The organism is Acinetobacter sp. GXMZU3951 (genome assembly GCF_054457875.1).
This window is the reverse complement of sequence record NZ_JBTLFO010000003.1, coordinates 339883-358092: the sequence shown is the minus strand read 5'-3', so window position 1 is coordinate 358092 and position 18210 is coordinate 339883. Positions and strand designations below refer to the sequence as shown.

Here is an 18210-nt window from a genome sequence, read left to right as displayed (position 1 = left end):
CATTTGACTTGTTATGGGGGAGTCTTTCATGTCGATAAAAAGCTATTGTGTGGCCTTGCTCTGCCTGTGCCTGCAATTATTTCTCAATCCTGCATGGGCCGAAACATCTGTATCCGAGGCACAGCAGCAAGTCTCAGCACAGGCCGATCCGATTCAGCGCTTTGTCCAAGCAGATTTTGCTGAACGTCGCACCATGTTAAACCAATGGCCTGCCAGTATTGAAAGTTTAGATCAACTGGTGGCCTATATTGATCAAAATGAACTGTATCGAGATGGTGCGGGTCAAACCTATATCTTAAAAAATGAAGAGCAGTTGTATCGCTATCCGTCTTTGCAAGAACTGAGCACTTGGCCAGCCGATTTATCTCAGGTCACGCTGGTGAATACCTTGCGTAAAGCCTTAAGTTTTGGGCAAGCCAAAGTCAAATTAAAGTCGAATGAAGCGTCGCAGCGTTTAGCTGCAATTGATATTTTAGAAAATAATTTAGATGAACTTGATCCAGTCTGGATTCGCCAGTTATATCTGCAAGAACAAAACAATAAAGTCAAAGCACGTTTGGCACAGTTAAAAGCGCGTCTGGATTTAAGTAGTGCCGATGCGCTGGTCAAGTTACAGGCGGTGAATACCTTGTCTGCATCGGATCGTCCAGATGTTTTGGCGGTGATTGAACAAGAACTGAGCCAAGCCAATGTGAATCCTGAGCTGGCAGCGGCTTTGCAAAGTGCCAAAAGCAGTATTAAAACGCGCCTGCAAGCCAGTGAATGGGCGGGGCATGTGTTTTCAGGCTTCAGTACCGCCAGTATTTTGCTGTTGGCGGCTTTGGGTCTCGCGATTACCTATGGCTTGCTTGGTGTCATTAATATGGCGCATGGTGAGCTGATCATGATTGGTGCCTATACCACCTATGTGGTGCAAAGCCTGTTTAAAAGTCATTTAGGGGCGTATGTAGATTGGTATTTGTTGGTGGCGATACCCGCGGCATTTCTGGTCAGTGCCTTGATTGGCATGCTGATTGAACGCACCGTAATTCGTCCCTTATATGGCCGACAACTGGAAACCTTGTTGGCAACCTTCGGGGTCAGCCTGATTCTGATGCAACTGGTGCGGATGATTTTTGGCGCACAGAATGTTGAAGTGTCGAATATTTCATGGCTTTCGGGCGGTATTTCTTTAACCCCGAGTTTAATGCTGCCGTATAACCGTATCGCAATTATTGTCTTTACCGTTGCTGTGTTACTGCTGCTGGTCTATCTCCTCAATAAAACCCGCTTTGGTCTGTTTGTGCGTGCCGTAACGCAAAACCGTCAGATGGCTCGTGCGGTCGGCATTCGCTCGGCACGTATCGATATGTTGGCGTTTGGCTTGGGTTCGGGGCTGGCAGGGCTGGCAGGTTGTGCTTTGGCGCAAGTGGGTAATGTCGGTCCAGATTTAGGTCAAAACTACATTATTGATGCCTTCTTGGTGGTTGTGGTAGGTGGTGTTGGACAAGTCTGGGGGGCAGTACTGGCCGCCTTAGGTCTCGGCATCAGCGGTACGGTACTGGAAATTGGTTTAGGTGCTGTACTGGCCAAAATTATCCTGTTGGTGCTTGTGATTCTGTTTATTCAGAAACGTCCACAAGGTTTGTTCGCGATTAAAGGGCGTTTTGTGGAGTAAACATGATGAAAATAACAACTTTATTTGCCGATAAACCCTATAGCGCACTGGCCATTGCCGCCTGTTTTACGGTGATGCTGTTGCTACCGTGGTTACATTTGTTACCTGCCGAATCGGCTTTACATCTTTCTGCTTATTGGGTCACCTTGATTGGCAAAATCATGTGTTTGGCGCTTGTGGCACTGGCCTTGGATTTGGTCTGGGGTTATGCCGGCATTTTAAGTCTAGGGCATGGCTTATATTTTGCCTTGGGCGGTTATGCCTTTGGCATGTATTTGATGCGGGAATCGGCAGGATCAGAATTGCCGGATTTCATGCGCTTTTTAAGCTGGACGGAATTGCCGTGGTACTGGGTTGGCACAGAACATTTCTTGTGGGCTTTGGTGTTGGTGGTGTTCGTCCCAGGACTCATTGCCTTCATTTTTGGCTTCTTTGCATTTCGTTCCAAAATTAAAGGCGTGTATTTTTCCATCATTACCCAAGCCATGACTTTTGCAGCTGCATTACTGTTTTTCCGCAATGAAACAGGCTTTGGTGGCAATAACGGTTTTACCGGGTTTAAAACCATTTTGGGGATGGACATTACTTCGGCTTCCATGCGGGCAACGCTGTGCTTTTTAACCGCACTGGTGTTGTTGCTGTGTTATTTGGGCTTACGTCACCTGATGAATCAACCTTATGGTCGTGTGCTCGGGGCGATTCGTGACAGTGAAAACCGTCTGCAATATTTGGGCTATCGTACCCTATGGTACAAGCTGTCGGCATGGGTTTTGTCTGCGGTCATTGCAGGTATTGCAGGGGCGCTCTATGTGCCGCAGGCAGGGATTATTAACCCGAGTGAAATGAACCCGGTCAACTCGATTGAAATGGCGGTGTGGGTGGCAGCAGGGGGACGAGGCACTTTAATTGGTCCTATCTTAGGAGCAGGTTTAATTAATGCGGTGAAAACCTATTTTACCGTGGCATATCCCGAAGCGTGGCTGTTGATCTTGGGGGGCTTGTTTATTGTGGTGACCTTGTTCTTACCGAAAGGGGTGATTGGTTTATTTGATCGTTTTAAAAAGGAGCATGATGCATGAGCGAAATTATCCAGCCACATGGGGGGCATGCTTCTGAAGGTTATGGACGCCCCAAAGAACACGGTGCTGATTTTAGTCATGGCATTGCCCTGTATTTGGAAAAAGTCAGCGTATGGTTTGATTCATTCCGTGCCCTGAATGATTTATCCCTCTATATTGAAGAAGGGGAATTGCGCTGCATTATTGGACCGAATGGTGCGGGTAAAACCACACTGATGGATGTGATTACGGGTAAAACCCGTCCGACAGAAGGTTCCGCCTTTTTTGGGCAAACCTATGATTTGGCCAAAATGAGCACCGAACAAATTGCTGAAGCCGGGATCGGGCGTAAATTCCAGAAGCCAACCGTATTTGAAAATTTTACGGTGCTGGAAAATTTACTGTTGGCGGCACCCAAAGACAAACGAGTAAAAAAAAGTTTTTTTAGTAAATTAGACCCTGAGGTTCAGGTCGCCTTGGATCAGACCTTAGAGCAAATTCGTTTAAAAGAACTGGTGCAGAAACCGGCGGGCTTGTTGTCGCATGGTCAGAAACAATGGTTAGAAATCGGTATGTTACTGATGCAGCGCCCTAAGCTAATTTTACTGGATGAACCTGTGGCCGGCATGACCGATGCGGAAACCGAGCGGACTGCGGAACTGTGTCTGGAATTAAAAAAAGAGCACACCTTGCTGGTGGTTGAACATGACATGAGCTTTATCGACACCATCAGTGAAAAAGTTACGGTCTTGGCACAAGGTGCGATTCTGGCTGAGGGCACGCTGGCAGAAGTTCAAGCCAATGAAGACGTAATTGAAAAATACTTGGGGCGTTAAGGAGCAGCACATGTTAGAAGTTAAGGCGGTAAACCAATATTATGGGGGCAGCCACATCTTACGTGATGTGTCGTTTCAGGCACCAATTGGCGAATGTTCGGTGGTTTTGGGGCGTAATGGTGTGGGTAAAACTACGCTGCTCAAATGTCTGATGGGTATTTTGCCGATCAAGTCTGGACAGATTTTATTAGATGGCAAAGACATTTCTAAACTGAGTCCTGAGCAGCGGGTGCGTGCAGGTTTGGCTTATGTCCCGCAGGGGCGTGATATTTTTTCGACCTTAACGGTAGAAGAAAATATTTTGATTGGTATGGCGAAATTTTCAAGGGCCAAAACCAAAAAAGTCCCTGAACATCTCTATGAGATTTTCCCGGTATTGGATGAAATGAAACATCGCCGTGGAGGGGATTTATCGGGAGGGCAGCAGCAGCAATTGGCAATTGCGCGGGCGCTGGCTTCTGAACCGAAAGTACTGATTTTGGATGAGCCAACAGAAGGCATTCAACCCTCGATTATTAAAGATATTGGGCGCGTCATTCGTAAATTGGCAGATGGCGGTGACATGGCCATCATTTTGGTGGAGCAGTTTTATGACTTTGCCGAAGAGCTGGCAGATGGCTATACCGTGATGGCGCGTGGGCAGGTGGTTGCGCAGGGACGAGGCGAAGAAATGCCTGAAAAGGGGATTAAGGATTTAGTTGCGATTTAAAAAAAGCCTCGAAAGAGGCTTTTTTATTATTCAGTTTCGACTTTCATATAGCTGCCATTGGCAGAAACATTGTGTCCAAAACCACAGCCTGAAGTATTCTGTTGTTCATCCACCACAATTTGCTGCCCCAGTTTCGAATCTGTTTTAAAGGCTAAATCAATTTGGCAGTCTTCATAACGATAAACTGCTTTTTTCTGTTGGAGCGGCATTTGCGTCTCAAAGCTGCCCAAATTTGGTCCATAAATTAGTCCGCGCAACCCAAAATAATAACCTTCAAATTCAATTTGATAAGTATTTTTCTGTTGCTTTACCGTGATGGTGTCCCATTGTCCAAACCCATTTGGGCTGACATAAGTGCCTGTGAGTGCCGAACTGGTTTTGATTGGCGGGAGTTGGCTTAAATTAAACTGACTCATTTTTGAATCGGGATTCCTTAGGAACCATGCACGTGCCCAAAGCGGCTTGCCCAGTTTGGCATAAGTCAGTCCGACATTATTGTTGGCAATTTCAATCTCGCGATCGGACACCTTCACGCCACTCTCATCCGCATTGATTTGACAAAAATGCGACCAAGCGGCTTGATCCTTAAACTGGGTTAAGGCTTGAGTATATTGCTTTTGGTCGTAATACTGCTTGCCGAGTTTGGCATATTGTTTCAGTTTGGCGCAGCCTTGTTGCAATTCTTGCTGATAGTTCCATTCCGCTAAAGCACTATGCGGTAAAACACAGGCAACGCTGGTGAATGCCAAAATAGGAAAAATTTTAAAATTATGCATTGTTATTAAGTATTAAAAAAAATGATGTAGCTAGTCTAGGCAATTTATCTGCAATAAAAAAGTATCAATCATTATCACGGCCTCGACTGCGCAGAGGAGAGGATGTGAGCATTAAAATGTGCAGGTTACAAACTGCAATGGAATCGACACATTTGTTATTGTGTTTCGTGCTGTGAATCGCGCTAAGCTAGTGGCAATAAGTATAAAAAGGAATAGATCATGGATGCTTTTCTTTTCAGTATTGCGCCAAATGAATTAGAAAATTTAATGCTGGATGCTTATAGTCTGAGGGATATCGAACAGGCCACACAGCAACACCCACATATCGATTTAGGTGAGCTTTGGCGCTTGCTTGATCAGGCACTGACTCAACATAGCCCTGCCCAGCTCAATTTGCATGATGTGGTATATGCTGAATACCCCATCTCAGAACATCCCAAATTGAAATCGGTGGCACGTTACAACCCTGCTATACATGTGATTGAACTGAGCCAAGTACTGGAACAGATTAGTTCGGAAGATTTGCATCATTATTGTCAAAAACATCTAGCGACCTCGGAACTGGAAGCCCTATTGGGTGATCAGCGTGCTCAATTGGATGAGGCAGAACTGACTTTGCTATTGAGCCAATTAAAAAGTTTTTATCATAATGCGATGAAGAACAATCATGCGGTGGTGAGTTTAATTGCTGAAAATATTCGACCGAAGCACTTCATTTGAGTGGGATGGATGAAATCCATCCACATAAAAAAAGCAAGACGGACGTCTTGCTTTTTCTTAGTCCAATTAAACCCTTAGAAATGGTATTTAATTAAAGCACTGACGTTATTTTCGTCACTATTTGTACCGTATTTGTTGTTCCATACCGACCATTCCACACCGAGGTATAAACGCGTGTCTGGAGAAATGTGTTTACCTGCATTCCATTTCCATTGTGAGGTCCAGTTCATTTCGCTCGCATGATCATCTTCAGCTGTAGACCAGTCCAAGAAGCCATCTACCAGAAAGTCTTCAGTACCCACTTTAAATGGTACGCCGTAGACTAACGTCATTTGGTAGTCATCATCTTGAGCTTCATTGTCAGCTTTGTACAAATTCACTTGTGCATATTGGAAATATGGGATCGCGAGATCAACACCAATACCATACAGGTAGTTGTTAAAACCTTCACCACCTTCCCAAGTGGTTGCAACCAATACATCTTTAACTGGGCCCAACTCTAGTTTTTGACCAGAGATTGCACCAAGGCTCAAACGCGGTGAAGCTTCAAAATAAGTTTGATTACCATCAACATCATTGTTGGTACGGTCAGCAAAAGCGAAAAAATCACCATATTTTAACTTTGCGGTATATTCAAAAGTTACCGTAGTTTGCTCGTCTTCACGTGTAATCAGTTGGTAGTCTTCACCGTATAAACCCGTGATACTAAAATCTTGCCAGATAGGCGCTGCTTGCGTAAAAGTCGCTGCAGTTGCCAATGCACATGTCGCCGCAATTTGAGTCAGTTTCATTAAAAAATATCTCCCCCGAGAAAGCGTATAAAGGATACAGATTCTTTAGCAAAAATAAAGCCAATTTTGACCAATAATTTAAAAATGCGACCAATGCAAAATTGAGATTTTTGGTTTAATTAATCTATTTGAAATCATTGAATATTTTACCATTTGGTATAAATTCTAATGAGATTTAATTCAATAAATAATATTGTGAAATGTCTTGGTGTTAAATTGTCCAAGATAAAAGCTATATGAGACAGTTGCTTGCACCAAAGTGGAATTTTTTTGTTGATCAAATGGTCAATAGTAGGGAGTGGGTGAACATCATTGATGGTCTGAATAAAAAGCCGATGGATATTGCGGTCAACAGAAAGGAAATACACTGGGACAGTGGGGAGTGCTTAATCGTGATTGCGTAATATAACTTATGAATGGCAGATTTTTATGCAGTCTTTGGTGATCATCAAAGACTGGATGAATGAGGCGGAATGCTGCTTGAGGTGATGCATTTCAACAACCGATAAAAGAGTTGGATCTGGTCTAGCTTTATATGTGTGCTGATGAAAGGATATGCAGTCATGCTGAATCACCTAGCAAAAGGTTACGCTAAAAGAGTGGCTTAGAATAACGAGGTGTTGCATCCCAGTCAGAACCATTGTTCCGAAAGAGCCAACAGATGTTGGCTCTGTTTTTCCGCAGTCAAAATGAAGACGGCTTTCATTTCAATGGCATGCTGCATAGGTCAAATAAAAGAGAAAAAGTAACTTTGATTCCCCATGAAATGACCGCAATCGTGCATGCTGTAAGGTGTATTGGTGAGTTCTTAACCATACAAGTCAGGAGTTGTCACGTTTGGTTATCCTTTTGATATTTTTTTTAAAATACCCCTTGCATATTTTTGAGTTAAGCCCGATATTCAAAGGACAAGGACACGATTCTGCAGACTCAAAAGTGTTCATCATTTCAATGAGGAGGCTAGTTCCAAAATTGATAAAAGATGTTCGAATGCTGTGTAAACAGCAAGTTACAAGCGTGCCAAGATAAGAAAAGTTTTGCACAAAAAAGATTCAGATTGATAAAGAGGATGAGATTATGAACATTGAAATCCGTACAGATAAAAACATTCAAAATAATGATCGTTTAATTAGTTATGTGCGTGCAGAACTGAACCAAGAATTCCAACGTCATAGTGAACGTATTACCCATTTCTCCGTACATTTAAGTGATGAAAATGGGGACAAAGGCGGCGACGATGACATTAAATGTATGATTGAAGCGCGTCCTGCAGGATTAAAACCTGTAGTGGTGAGTCATAAAGGTCATAATGTCGATACAGCCTTTCACGGTGCGATGGATCGTTTGAAACGTAGTCTTGAGCATGTGTTTGAAAAACGAGAAAATCCCCGAGGCGGACAATTAGAATTTGCCGATGCTGATGCAGGCAAAGATGATCTTGATGATGAAGATTGAGCTCGACTAAATTGAGTTTAAAATGCCAAAAAGCCCTTCGGGGCTTTTTTTCTATGAATTAAAAAACCTTAGATATACATTTACATAAAACAAAAGACCGAGAATTCGGCATAATATTCCCAAACTGATGAAAGAGTATGCCCCATGTTAACAGCACAACAACAAGTCTTTGTGCAGGCGATTGAAGAATTAGACCTGCCACAAGTTCAGCGTCTTTTAGCGGAAGGTTTAGATCCAAACTTTATTGCTGCTGAAAAAGGTCCTGCTGTTTCGGTCTGGTCTGATGGTTTGTTCCAATGGTGGGAAAAAGTCTGCGAAGCTTATGAAGCTGGGCAGGGGCTGAGTGAAGAACAAAAGCAACAAGATTTAGCCGTTCATTTGGAAATTCTGGAAGCACTAATTCAAGCCAAAGCCAATTTCCATTTATGGGATGCAGAAGAATTATATGGTCCACTGTGGGATGCGGCGAGTTCAGCCTGTGCCCCTGCGGTACAGCGTTTACTTGAGCTCCAAGTGGATCCCAATACGCGTGATGAACAGGGGCTGACGATTTTATCTTCAATCAGTGATTTATTTTTTGATTGTGATTTTGATGAGATTAACTGGGCTGAAGCCTTACCTGAAGAACGTCAAACTTTAGAATTATTGCGCAGTCAGGGCGCTAAAATGTCAAAAGAAATGGCATAACCAGAGAAATAAACACTGAGGCAAATGATGAAAAAATTAAAACAGTTCAGTTTATTGGCGCTGACCCTTGGCGTTGCATGTCCAGTTTTTGCAGCTGATTTTTCTTTTGATCGTCCGGGTTCGGGAATTGGGACAGGGATTACTCCCATTGGGCAACTGGCTTGGGAACAAGGCCTACCGAGTGCTAGCTATGTTGAAAGTACTGTCGATGGGGTACAGCAAAAAACCACCAGCCTGAATGCGGATATGTTGCTGCGCACAGGGCTTGCCCATAATTTAGAGTTGCAATTGGGCTGGCAAGGTCCTGCTTGGACACAGGTCAAGCGTGCAGGTCAAAGCGTCGATGAAGATGGTTTAGGCGATGTCAGTATTGGTTTAAAAAGTGCGATTGATCTGAATGATGAAGATCTAAGCATGGCCGTTCTGTTAGAAGCTGTGTTAGCCACGGGTAATGATGGCTTTACCGCACATGACGATATTTATGCCCTTTCTTCTGTGGTTGCTTATCAGCAAAGTGATCTGGTCGATACCTCTTTGACCATGCGTTATGAAGTTCAGAATGGGGATTGGGCAGTCACCGCAATTCCAACCATTGGCTATAAGCTATCAGATAAGTGGTCAGGTTTTTCTGAACTGGTTTATCGTAAAGCGGAAAGTCAGGATTATGAATATAGTCTAGGTTCGGGGGTGATTTATGCCCTGAATGATCGTACTCAACTGGATGCCAGTGTAGGCGTGGTCTTAAGCGGTGCAGATAAAAGCTATCAATCTGGTTTAGGTTTCTCTTATTTATTCTAAGGCGGGCTCTCTTTTGCTTATGGAAAAGTCTGTACGGATTTCAGTATCTTTGAGTGCGGGTTTCATCTGGCTGTGTGCAACGTTATTGGCCTTCTGTGCAAGCTTGGCACATGCTCAGGACACTTTGTTATCTGCCGATGAGGCTTTTCCAGTTCAGATAGAGTCCGTTTCTGCGCAAGAAGTCCAGTTACAATGGCGCATTCCAGAACATTATTATCTCTATCAACACAAGTTTGCTGTGCACGAAGGGCAGCAGTCGTTGCCTTTGACCTTACCTAAAGCACAGGAATTGTATGATGACAACTATGGGCAAACCCAAGTTTATTATCAGCAAGTGCAGTTTAAGGTATCAACCCAAGCTTCAAAAATCTATCAAGTGACTTGGCAAGGTTGTGCCAAAGACCGTATTTGTTATCCACCGCAAACCATTGAATTTAAAACCGATGCTGATGGTTTAGTGGCCCTGCAGAACAGCAATGCAAGCTCAAAACGACTGTTGGATTTAACCGCAAATCCTGCCAATTTAGTCACGAGCACTCCACAGCTGGATCAGGCTGCTTCCGTACCAGTGCAGCAAACCGCACAAGATCAGCACTGGTCTGCACAATTGGCACAACGTTCGCCTATTTATGGTCTGTTATTGTTTTTAGGTTTGGGGATTCTGTTGGCATTTACCCCTTGCTCGCTGCCGATGATCCCGATTCTCAGTTCACTGATTGTGCGTGATCGCCGTGGAGTTAAGGCATGGATGATTGCTTTGGTCTTCGTGTGCAGCATGGCAATGGTCTATGCGCTATTGGGTTTGGTTGCGTCCTCTGCAGGTCTGAATTTTCAGCGCTGGCTGCAACAACCTTCAACCTTGATTGCATTTAGCCTGTTGTTTGTGCTGTTTGCCTTAAATTTATTTGGGCTGTTTGAATTACGGCTCCCCCATGCGCTGGTGCATCGTTTAGATCATTGGCAGTCGATGCAAAAAGGCGGAAGTTTGATTGGTGCCTCCATTATGGGGATGATTTCAGCCATGTTGGTTGGACCCTGTATGACGGCACCCTTGGCAGGAGCCTTGCTATTTATTTCACAAACTCAAAACCAGTGGCAGGGGGCTTTACTCTTGTTTACGCTCGGTTTTGGTATGGGCTTGCCGCTATTGTTAGCCAGTATTCTGGGCGCAAAAGCCTTGCCGAAAGCTGGTTTGTGGATGAATCAAATTAAAGTCCTGTTTGCCTTCATTATGTTGGCATTGGCGCTGTATTTTATTCGTCCGCTGTTGTCGGAAGGCTGGATGCAGGGCTTGAGTCTCGTGCTCGGGATAAGTTTTATCAGTTATGTGCTGTATCGTGCGCTGTGGCAGAAGTCCGCATTACGTCCAGTCTATTTGCTGATTTTACTGGTGACGGTGCCTTACTTGATCTATAGCCAGTATCAGCAGAGTCAACGTTTCTTTATTCAGCAAAGTCAGCAGCAAGCCACATGGCAAGTGGCGCGAACTGCCGCAGAATTCCAGCAATTATTGGCGCAAGCCCCGCAAGAGCGCGGCATTGTCATCGATGTCTATGCCGACTGGTGCGTGGCCTGCCAACCGATTGAGCATCGCATTTTAAAGTCAGCTGCGGTACAACAAGCATTAAGTCCGTATACGCTGATTAAACTGGATTTAAGCCATTACGATGCTAGCCATCAGCAGTTGCTCAATCAATGGGACATTTTAGGTCCGCCGACCTATTTATTTTTGACCCCTCAACAGCAAGAAATGCGTGGCTTACGTTTGACTGGTGCATTTAGTGAAGCGGAGCTATTGCAGCAACTACAACAATTCCAACAAAATTTAGGGCACTAAACATGCTAGAACTTTATATTGCCAATAAAAACTATTCCAGTTGGTCTATGCGTCCATGGCTGGTGCTCAAGGCCTTTGATCTGCCTTTTCAGGAACATATGATTTATTTTGACCGTGAACGTTCAATCGGTCAGTTCAAACAGCAGCTTTTAGCACTGTCAGCCAATGCCAAAGTCCCGCTTTTATTGGATCAAGGGCTTAAAGTTTGGGACTCTTTGGCCATTTGTGAATACTTGGCCGAACAATATCCTGCCCATGGATTATGGCCAAAGGGTCAAGCCCAACGCGCCCGAGCCAGAAGTATTAGTGCGGAAATGCATAGTAGTTTTACTGCCTTAAGAACCCTTTGTGGGATGAATATTCGGGCAGAATTGGCAGAGGTGGGGCAGCAACTTTGGGCTGAGCACGCAGCCTTGCGTCAGGATGTCGCTCGAATTGAACAGATTTGGGCAGAACGTCCAGAGCTAGATGGTTTTTTATGTGGTGATTTTAGTATTGCCGATGCCTTTTATGCCCCAGTTGTGATGCGTTTTAAAAGTTATGGATTACCTATCAGTGCTTCGAGTGAGCGTTATATGCAATTGATGTTGCAACATCCTGCTTTACAGGCTTGGGTAGCAGCGGCAATGGTGGAGGGGCGTTGGGTCAATTATCTGGAAGATTACCAAACAGAACCTGCATCTACTCCAGCTGAGGGGTGATCAGACCGTTCACCGTTGGGAAGATCTGTACCTGATTACGTCCGGATGCTTTAGCGGCATATAGGGCTTTATCCGCCTGAGTTAGTAATTGGAAAGGGCTGAGTGGCGATTGAGCGATGGAAATGCCAAAGCTTGCGGTTAAGGCTATGTGGGCACCGTCATCATCGTGTAATTCAAGATGTTCAATCGCCACCCGACAGCGTTCCGCCGTTGCTTGGGCTTGTTCAAGTGTGCTGTGCGATAACACCAATAGAAACTCTTCACCGCCAAAACGCCCCACAATGTCACTCCCCCGTAACAATTGATTCAGCAGTTGTCCAACCTGAATAAGGGCTTCATCGCCTTTGTGGTGTCCATACTGGTCATTAATCACTTTAAAGTGATCTAAATCGAGCAGCACCAAGGCATAATCCGTATTGTGCTTACGGTCCATTCGCTCTAAAAACTGATTGAGACTACGCCGATTATAGGTGTTGGTCAGTGGGTCAATTTTGCTCAGCTGTTGAATTAATTGTTCGCGATGGCGCCACTGACTTAGTAAAATTTCAAATAAAATGAGACAGATAATGACAATGGGTGCAATAAAGTACAGCATGCTATTAACCCAAAACGGATTGGCATAAGTATTACCGGGTAAATTAAACACGGGTGCATAAGGAATGAGGCCGTGCAGGCTGAGATAGCCACAAAGCAGTAAATAGGCAGTCGCAGGAATCAAGGCGCTGTAGACAATGGCGCGTGGTAATAACACTAAGCCGACACTGCATAAACTGACGTAGGCGCTTAAGGTCGCAGGGCTCAGTACACCAATCAGAAAAGCATCCCGACATAATGAAATAATAAAGCCCCATACAGTCATATAAGGGATAAAACGTTTAACCCAAGTGTACTGTTGCCAGTAAACACAGGGGTAAATTAGGCCACCAAGACCCGCCATAAATAGCAGGTTCCACAGAATTTGCTGTTTAATCAGTTCTAAATTGACCATGGCCCATAAGCTGGGATTCAATAAAACAAAAAATTTCCATGCCATCCAAATGAGATGGGTGATACAGCCTAAAATTAAGATCAGAATGCATTTATTCAGCGTATTCCAATTCATGATCACGCCATCTTCGAGTAAGATTTTTTTAATTTTCTGCTGAAATGACGCAACTGCGGGGCGAGATGATTGGATGGTCATTGCTGTTTATTCCCCTCGACATAGCCATTCCCTTGGTTTTAAGACTGATCTAATTTTTTGCCCACAATAGCATAAAATTTAAACAATCTTTCGATTGCTGGACATTTACCTTTTTATTCTGAATTCATTTGTTCTAAAAATGAAACATAGTGTATTAGCATAGATAATTATTCTATTTTCATTGATGACCTAAACTGAGCCTATTCCACAAGATCAAGTATTCAGGTTACAACATGAAAGTTTTACATATCGATTCCAGCATTTTAGGTACTGCCTCTGTTTCACGCCAGTTGAGTCAAGCCATCGTTGAGCAGTTACAAACAAAACATGCCGATGTTGAGGTGCAATATCTGGATTTGGCAGCACAGCCGATTCCGCACTTAACAGCGGAAATTTTGATGGGGCAGAATGCTGAACAAAGTGCATTAGGTGAACAGATCATTCAGCAGTACTTAGATGCCGATGTGGTGGTTGTCGGTGCAGCCATGTATAACTTTGGTTTGGCGTCGACCTTAAAAGCATGGATCGACCGTATTAGTGTTGCGGGTAAAACCTTTAAATACACAGAGCAAGGTCCGGTTGGCCTAGCGGGTGATAAACAGGTCTATATTGCCAGCAGCCGTGGCGGTGTTTACGGGGATAATAGTCCAGCCGATTTCCAAGAAGGCTTTTTGAAAACGGTGTTTAACTTCACGGGTGTGCAACAGGTCGAGATCGTGCGTGCTGAAGGCGTTAATATGGGTGAAGACATGAAAACTCAAGCCATTGCAGCTGCTTTAGTTCAGGTCAAATTAATCTAACTTCGACCATTGAAAATCAAAAAGGTCAGCAGGTGCTGACCTTTTTTATGGGTCTTAATCTTGGTCTAAACGATGAGCAAATTCGGCTAAATCGGCCAAAGCCAGTTGCGCTTCTTCAAACCAAGCACTGAACATGTGAAAGTTATGCCACATGCCCGTATAAATTTTAAATTCAACCTCTACACCTGCGGCTTCAGCTTGTTGCTGAAAGCGTTGCCCATCATCCATCAAAATTTCCTTCGAGCCGACCTGAACCAATGTTGGTGGTAAACCACTCAAGTCATCAAATAAAGGCGAAACGCGCGGATCGCCACGATCGATACCTTTTGGCAAGTAGTAATCAATTCCTGTCTCTAAGGCTTCAATCGACAGTAAGGCGTCATGCTTTTGGTTAAAGCGGAGCGACTCACTGGTCAGGGTTAAATCTAGAAAAGGAGAGAGAAGAATCAAGCCGCTAACTTGGTCGAGCTGTGCCTGACGAATTTTAATGGCGAGGGCCAAGGCCAAGTTTGCCCCACAGGAATCGCCTGACAGAATAATGTCTTTGGCCTGAATGCCCTGATTGAGTAGATTGACATAAACCTCGAATAACGCCTCAATGGCTTCAGGAAAAGGATGTTCGGGCGACAGAGGGTAATCCACGTGCAACACCTGCATTTGTGTGCGGGCTGCAATTTGGCTTAAAAAAGCCCGATGCGTGTTGAGTGAGCCTAAAAAGAATACCCCACCATGAATATGGAAAATCAATTGTGTCGATTGCTGTTGCGGTTTCAACTCTTCGGCATTTAACTGCCCTAAACGTAAGGAGCGAATCTGTACATCGGGTTGAGTGGGAAAAACTCGGCACAACTGTTCTAAGGCTATTCTTAAGGTTTTCGGCGGAAGATTGTATTGGCTAGGGGTACGGATGGTACTTTTTAAAATATTTTCAGTAATGAATTGTTTCCACGGCGCTGAAATCTTCATGGTTATTCCATTTTGTTATCAATTTTGCCTATAAAAGGCATATTTACCCACAATAATTACAAGGGTACACTAAACAGTCACATTCAAGAATTGCAAAATTGTTGTGGCTTTACAATACTGAAAGACGTCTACAGACAGACTAGGGAAATCAAGAAAAATGAAAAAAATTGCATTTGCATTAGGATTGCTTGGATTTGCAGCACTCGCCAATGCGGCTGATCCGCTCAATGGTACAGTTTGGAAAACCATTGATGACAAAACCAAACAACCGCGTGCGGTTGTGAAATTTACGCAACAAAAAAATGGTGATTTAACCGCGAGCATTCAAAATATTTTGACTCCAGGTGAGGAAAATGCCTGCAGTAAGTGTGAAGGCCCATATCATAATAAATCCTTGAAAGGACTGACCATTGTGCGTGGGTTGAAAAATGCAGGTGGCACAAAATATGATGAAGGCACAATTCTTGATCCAAAAAATGGTAAAACCTATAGCCTGAAAGGTGAATTGACTTCGGGCGGTAAAAAACTTGAGCTTCGTGGTTATTTGGGTGTAGCAGCATTAGGACGTAACCAAACTTGGGTTCGCGTTAACTAATACGTTATGCAGATATAGAAAAAGCCTGACATCGAGTCAGGCTTTTTTATTTTTTTAATTTAGGTTTATCCTGCAAGTCCACGATAAGCTGCTTCATCAAAACCGACAATATAGCCCTGTGTGGTATGTAATACAGGACGTTTGATTAAACTTGGCTGAGCCATCAGGGTTTCAATGAGTTGTGCTTGTGAAGCCAAAGCCTGTTGTTGTTCTGCTTCACTCAATTTACGCCAAGTGGTGCCTTTCTTATTTAAAATGAGATCCTGTCCAACTTGGTCTAACCAAACTTTCAGGGTTTCGGCATCTATGCCTTGCTTTTTATAGTCATGAAACTCATACGCCAATCCCAAGTCGCTCAGCATATCGAAGGCTTTTTTCATTGAGCTGCAGTTTTTGATGCCATAAATTTTTAGCATGATCAGAGGTTCTCAATTGTGATTGCTGTGGATAGGGTAAACAAAAAAATCGGTGTGCTCTAGCAGTTTTGTTGAAATGGCTCAAATCGCACAATTTAGAGTCAAATTGTCATCGTATTGCAATCTAAACAGGGCAAGATATGCCTATAACGAAAACAAAGAATCAAGAATGAGAATATCAGCGCTTAAATAAAAATAACAAATATAAAAAAGAGAAAACCCGCATTCAATCATCCTGATTATGCGGGTCTCATTACAACGTCCATTGTCACATCCTTGAAAACACACTTAAAAAGTGATGTTTTACTTCATCCTACGGCGTCCTATCCTTTTGCTGTCATCCTGACATGTCCCTGTGCCGTGCCGCTATAATGCCGTTTCTGGTCGAGGATAAATAGACAGAAAATACGTCATCTGTTGTGCGCTAAAAGATAGTATTGAGTGAACATTTGTTCACTCAATGTGTTTTATTGTTTAAATTTGATAATCAATAATCACAGGGGCATGGTCACTAAACCATTCCTCTTTATACACCCAAGCATTGACGGTACGGGCCTTCCAGTCTGGTGAACAGGCTTGATAGTCAATACGCCAACCCACATTCTTGGCACGGGCTTGTCCACGATTCGACCACCATGAATAAAGCTCTGCTTCTTTGCGGACTTCACGGAAAGTATCAACATAACCCAGTTCATCGTAAATATGATCGAGCCAAGCGCGTTCATGCGGTAAACAGCCTGAAGACTTTTGATTGCCCGACCAGTTCTTAATATCAATGCGCTTATGCACAATGTTGTAGTCACCACAGACAATGACGGATTTATTTTCTGCACGCCATTGCTTGAGAATTTGCTGGTAGTTTTCCAAGAAATGATCTTTACGGGCTTGCGCTTCATCTCCTGAAGAACCTGAAGGCAAATACAGGGAACAGATGTAAACAGGTTGCTCAAGTCCTAAATCAAACTCGGCACTAATAAAGCGGCCTTGAGAATCGGCCAGTTCAAAACCTAGACCATCGGTTACCGACACAAACGGTAAACGGCTATAAATCGCTGTTCCAGCATAGCCTGCACGTTCTGCAGGGAACAGATGTGTGTACCAGCCTTCTGGTTTAAATTTATCGGTCCATTGTGCATGGGTAATGCGGCTTTCTTGCATGCAGACCACATCTGCATCTGACTTTTCTAACCATTCAAGTAAGCCTTTGGTTACCGATGAACGTAAGCCATTTACGTTAATTGAAACCACTCGTAGAATTTTTTGATCACTTGGGTAGCTACTCTTTGGTATCATGCGCAGTCATAACCTCAATGTATGAATTTCGGAGCACCTCATGTCAACGCCAGCTCAATTTAACCCACAAGCATTTATCGAACTCGCTTTATCACGTGGTGTGCTTAAATTTGGTGAGTTTACTTTAAAATCAGGTCGTGTGAGTCCTTATTTTTTTAATGCCGGTTTATTGAATGATGGTGAAGCCCTATCTTTATTGGCTTCGGGTTATGCAGATAAATTAACCCAGTGCGACAATGTGGAAGTGGTGTTTGGCCCTGCATACAAGGGCATTCCATTTGTTGCGGCAACTGCTGTGGCATTATCACAAAATCACGGGGTGAGCGTACCTTGGGGTTTTAACCGTAAAGAAGCCAAAGATCACGGTGAAGGTGGTGTCTTGGTCGGCGCATCAGTTGCAGGCAAAAAAGTCTGGATTATTGATGATGTAATTACTGCCGGTACCGCCATTCGCGAAGTGGTGACTATTCTTAAAAATGCAGGTGCAACCATTGCGGGTGTATTGGTGGCATTAGATCGTCAGGAAAAAGGTCAAGGCGAATTATCTGCGATTCAGGAAGTACAAAAAGAGTTGGAAATTCCTGTGCACGCGTTAATTACCATGAAAGATTTAATGAACTATTTAGATGCCAAAGGTGAGAAAGATGCTTTGGCGAAAATGGAAGCGTATCGTGTGAAATACGGCATTTAAATCGATATTTTCTAGAATAAAAAGGAGGCTAAGGCTTCCTTTTTTTATTGATAAGCTCAGTAAAAAAGTGTGGCAAATTGTATTGAGGCTTCTGTTGAGTGCAATGGCTTGATAATAGCAGAAGAATGATGATCTCAGATTTGTAATGGGTATCGAGAACAGGATACGTATAGAAAAATCGAGGGCTCTTAACCTCACGGTTCTTATATAAAGGCTAAAAAGAAATAATATTGGTTTAGAC

The 18210-nt window shown here is 43.6% G+C and carries 19 protein-coding genes; 13 read left to right on the top strand and 6 right to left on the bottom strand.

Features of this window, described 5'->3' with window-relative positions; translation table 11 throughout:
- Nucleotides 1-28 precede the first annotated feature (28 nt).
- The 4 genes from urtB to urtE are packed head-to-tail and all read left to right on the top strand — an operon-like array spanning nucleotide 29 to nucleotide 4260.
- On the top strand, nucleotides 29-1657 hold the full coding sequence (gene urtB / locus ACX17N_RS07490) for an urea ABC transporter permease subunit UrtB (protein ID WP_458891900.1): 1629 nt from the start codon (nucleotides 29-31) through the stop codon (nucleotides 1655-1657).
- Nucleotides 1658-1662: 5 nt separating this feature from the next.
- Nucleotides 1663-2736 carry an urea ABC transporter permease subunit UrtC gene (urtC, locus tag ACX17N_RS07485; RefSeq protein ID WP_458891976.1) on the top strand — a complete coding sequence of 358 codons (1074 nt, stop codon included), beginning with the start codon at nucleotides 1663-1665 and terminating at the stop codon, nucleotides 2734-2736.
- Nucleotides 2733-3551 (top strand): urea ABC transporter ATP-binding protein UrtD, encoded by an 819-nt coding sequence (gene urtD, locus ACX17N_RS07480; RefSeq protein WP_458891899.1) that lies wholly within the window; start codon nucleotides 2733-2735, stop codon nucleotides 3549-3551. The genes urtC and urtD overlap by 4 nt, the downstream gene beginning before the upstream one ends.
- Nucleotides 3552-3561: 10 nt before the next feature.
- Entirely contained in the window at nucleotides 3562-4260 is a 699-nt protein-coding gene (gene urtE / locus ACX17N_RS07475) for an urea ABC transporter ATP-binding subunit UrtE (protein ID WP_458891898.1), read from the top strand.
- Between the two features lie 26 nt (nucleotides 4261-4286).
- Here urtE and ACX17N_RS07470 read toward each other — a convergent pair whose 3' ends face one another.
- A complete protein-coding gene (locus ACX17N_RS07470; RefSeq protein WP_458891897.1) occupies nucleotides 4287-5036 on the bottom strand; it encodes a hypothetical protein in 750 nt (249 codons plus the stop codon).
- A gap of 219 nt (nucleotides 5037-5255) precedes the next feature.
- Here ACX17N_RS07470 and ACX17N_RS07465 point away from each other — a divergent pair, with 219 nt between their 5' ends.
- Entirely contained in the window at nucleotides 5256-5756 is a 501-nt protein-coding gene (locus ACX17N_RS07465) for a DUF1877 family protein (RefSeq protein ID WP_458891896.1), read from the top strand.
- 74 nt (nucleotides 5757-5830) lie between these two features.
- Here ACX17N_RS07465 and ACX17N_RS07460 read toward each other — a convergent pair whose 3' ends face one another.
- Nucleotides 5831-6547, bottom strand: coding sequence for an outer membrane protein OmpK (locus ACX17N_RS07460; protein WP_458891895.1), 717 nt, complete (start codon nucleotides 6545-6547; stop codon nucleotides 5831-5833).
- A 1077-nt stretch (nucleotides 6548-7624) separates the two neighbouring features.
- Here ACX17N_RS07460 and ACX17N_RS07455 point away from each other — a divergent pair.
- From ACX17N_RS07455 to ACX17N_RS07435, 5 genes are all read left to right on the top strand, one after another.
- On the top strand, nucleotides 7625-8002 hold the full coding sequence (locus ACX17N_RS07455) for an HPF/RaiA family ribosome-associated protein (RefSeq protein ID WP_458891894.1): 378 nt from the start codon (nucleotides 7625-7627) through the stop codon (nucleotides 8000-8002).
- Nucleotides 8003-8146: 144 nt separating this feature from the next.
- Nucleotides 8147-8689, top strand: coding sequence for an ankyrin repeat domain-containing protein (locus ACX17N_RS07450; RefSeq protein ID WP_458891893.1), 543 nt, complete (start codon nucleotides 8147-8149; stop codon nucleotides 8687-8689).
- 27 nt (nucleotides 8690-8716) lie between these two features.
- Nucleotides 8717-9487 (top strand): transporter, encoded by a 771-nt coding sequence (locus tag ACX17N_RS07445; protein ID WP_458891975.1) that lies wholly within the window; start codon nucleotides 8717-8719, stop codon nucleotides 9485-9487.
- Between the two features lie 19 nt (nucleotides 9488-9506).
- Nucleotides 9507-11324: a protein-disulfide reductase DsbD gene (gene dsbD / locus ACX17N_RS07440; RefSeq protein WP_458891892.1), complete on the top strand. Its 1818-nt coding sequence runs from the start codon at nucleotides 9507-9509 to the stop codon at nucleotides 11322-11324.
- Nucleotides 11325-11326: 2 nt separating this feature from the next.
- Nucleotides 11327-12025: a glutathione S-transferase family protein gene (locus tag ACX17N_RS07435; protein ID WP_458891891.1), complete on the top strand. Its 699-nt coding sequence runs from the start codon at nucleotides 11327-11329 to the stop codon at nucleotides 12023-12025.
- Here the strand turns inward: ACX17N_RS07435 and ACX17N_RS07430 are convergent.
- A complete protein-coding gene (locus tag ACX17N_RS07430; RefSeq protein ID WP_458891890.1) occupies nucleotides 12006-13208 on the bottom strand; it encodes a GGDEF domain-containing protein in 1203 nt (400 codons plus the stop codon). The genes ACX17N_RS07435 and ACX17N_RS07430 overlap by 20 nt on opposite strands.
- 233 nt (nucleotides 13209-13441) lie before the next feature.
- Between ACX17N_RS07430 and ACX17N_RS07425 the strand changes: the two genes are divergently transcribed.
- Nucleotides 13442-14008 (top strand): FMN-dependent NADH-azoreductase, encoded by a 567-nt coding sequence (locus tag ACX17N_RS07425; RefSeq protein WP_458891889.1) that lies wholly within the window; start codon nucleotides 13442-13444, stop codon nucleotides 14006-14008.
- Between the two features lie 54 nt (nucleotides 14009-14062).
- Here ACX17N_RS07425 and ACX17N_RS07420 read toward each other — a convergent pair whose 3' ends face one another.
- Nucleotides 14063-14974, bottom strand: coding sequence for an alpha/beta hydrolase (locus ACX17N_RS07420; RefSeq protein ID WP_458891888.1), 912 nt, complete (start codon nucleotides 14972-14974; stop codon nucleotides 14063-14065).
- Between the two features lie 157 nt (nucleotides 14975-15131).
- On the opposite strand from ACX17N_RS07420, the gene ACX17N_RS07415 reads away from it, so the two are divergent.
- On the top strand, nucleotides 15132-15569 hold the full coding sequence (locus tag ACX17N_RS07415; RefSeq protein ID WP_458891887.1) for a DUF2147 domain-containing protein: 438 nt from the start codon (nucleotides 15132-15134) through the stop codon (nucleotides 15567-15569).
- Nucleotides 15570-15634: 65 nt separating this feature from the next.
- On the opposite strand, the gene ACX17N_RS07410 is transcribed toward ACX17N_RS07415, so the two are convergent.
- Nucleotides 15635-15985, bottom strand: a complete 351-nt coding sequence (locus tag ACX17N_RS07410) for a Spx/MgsR family RNA polymerase-binding regulatory protein (RefSeq protein ID WP_458891886.1) — start codon at nucleotides 15983-15985, stop codon at nucleotides 15635-15637.
- Nucleotides 15986-16459: 474 nt separating this feature from the next.
- The gene (locus ACX17N_RS07405) at nucleotides 16460-17278 is read right to left on the bottom strand and encodes an exodeoxyribonuclease III (protein ID WP_458891885.1); all 819 of its coding nucleotides are present in this window, start codon (nucleotides 17276-17278) and stop codon (nucleotides 16460-16462) included.
- Nucleotides 17279-17318: 40 nt separating this feature from the next.
- Between ACX17N_RS07405 and pyrE the strand changes: the two genes are divergently transcribed.
- Nucleotides 17319-17969, top strand: coding sequence for an orotate phosphoribosyltransferase (gene pyrE / locus ACX17N_RS07400; protein WP_458891884.1), 651 nt, complete (start codon nucleotides 17319-17321; stop codon nucleotides 17967-17969).
- The last annotated feature ends 241 nt before the right edge of the window (nucleotides 17970-18210 follow it).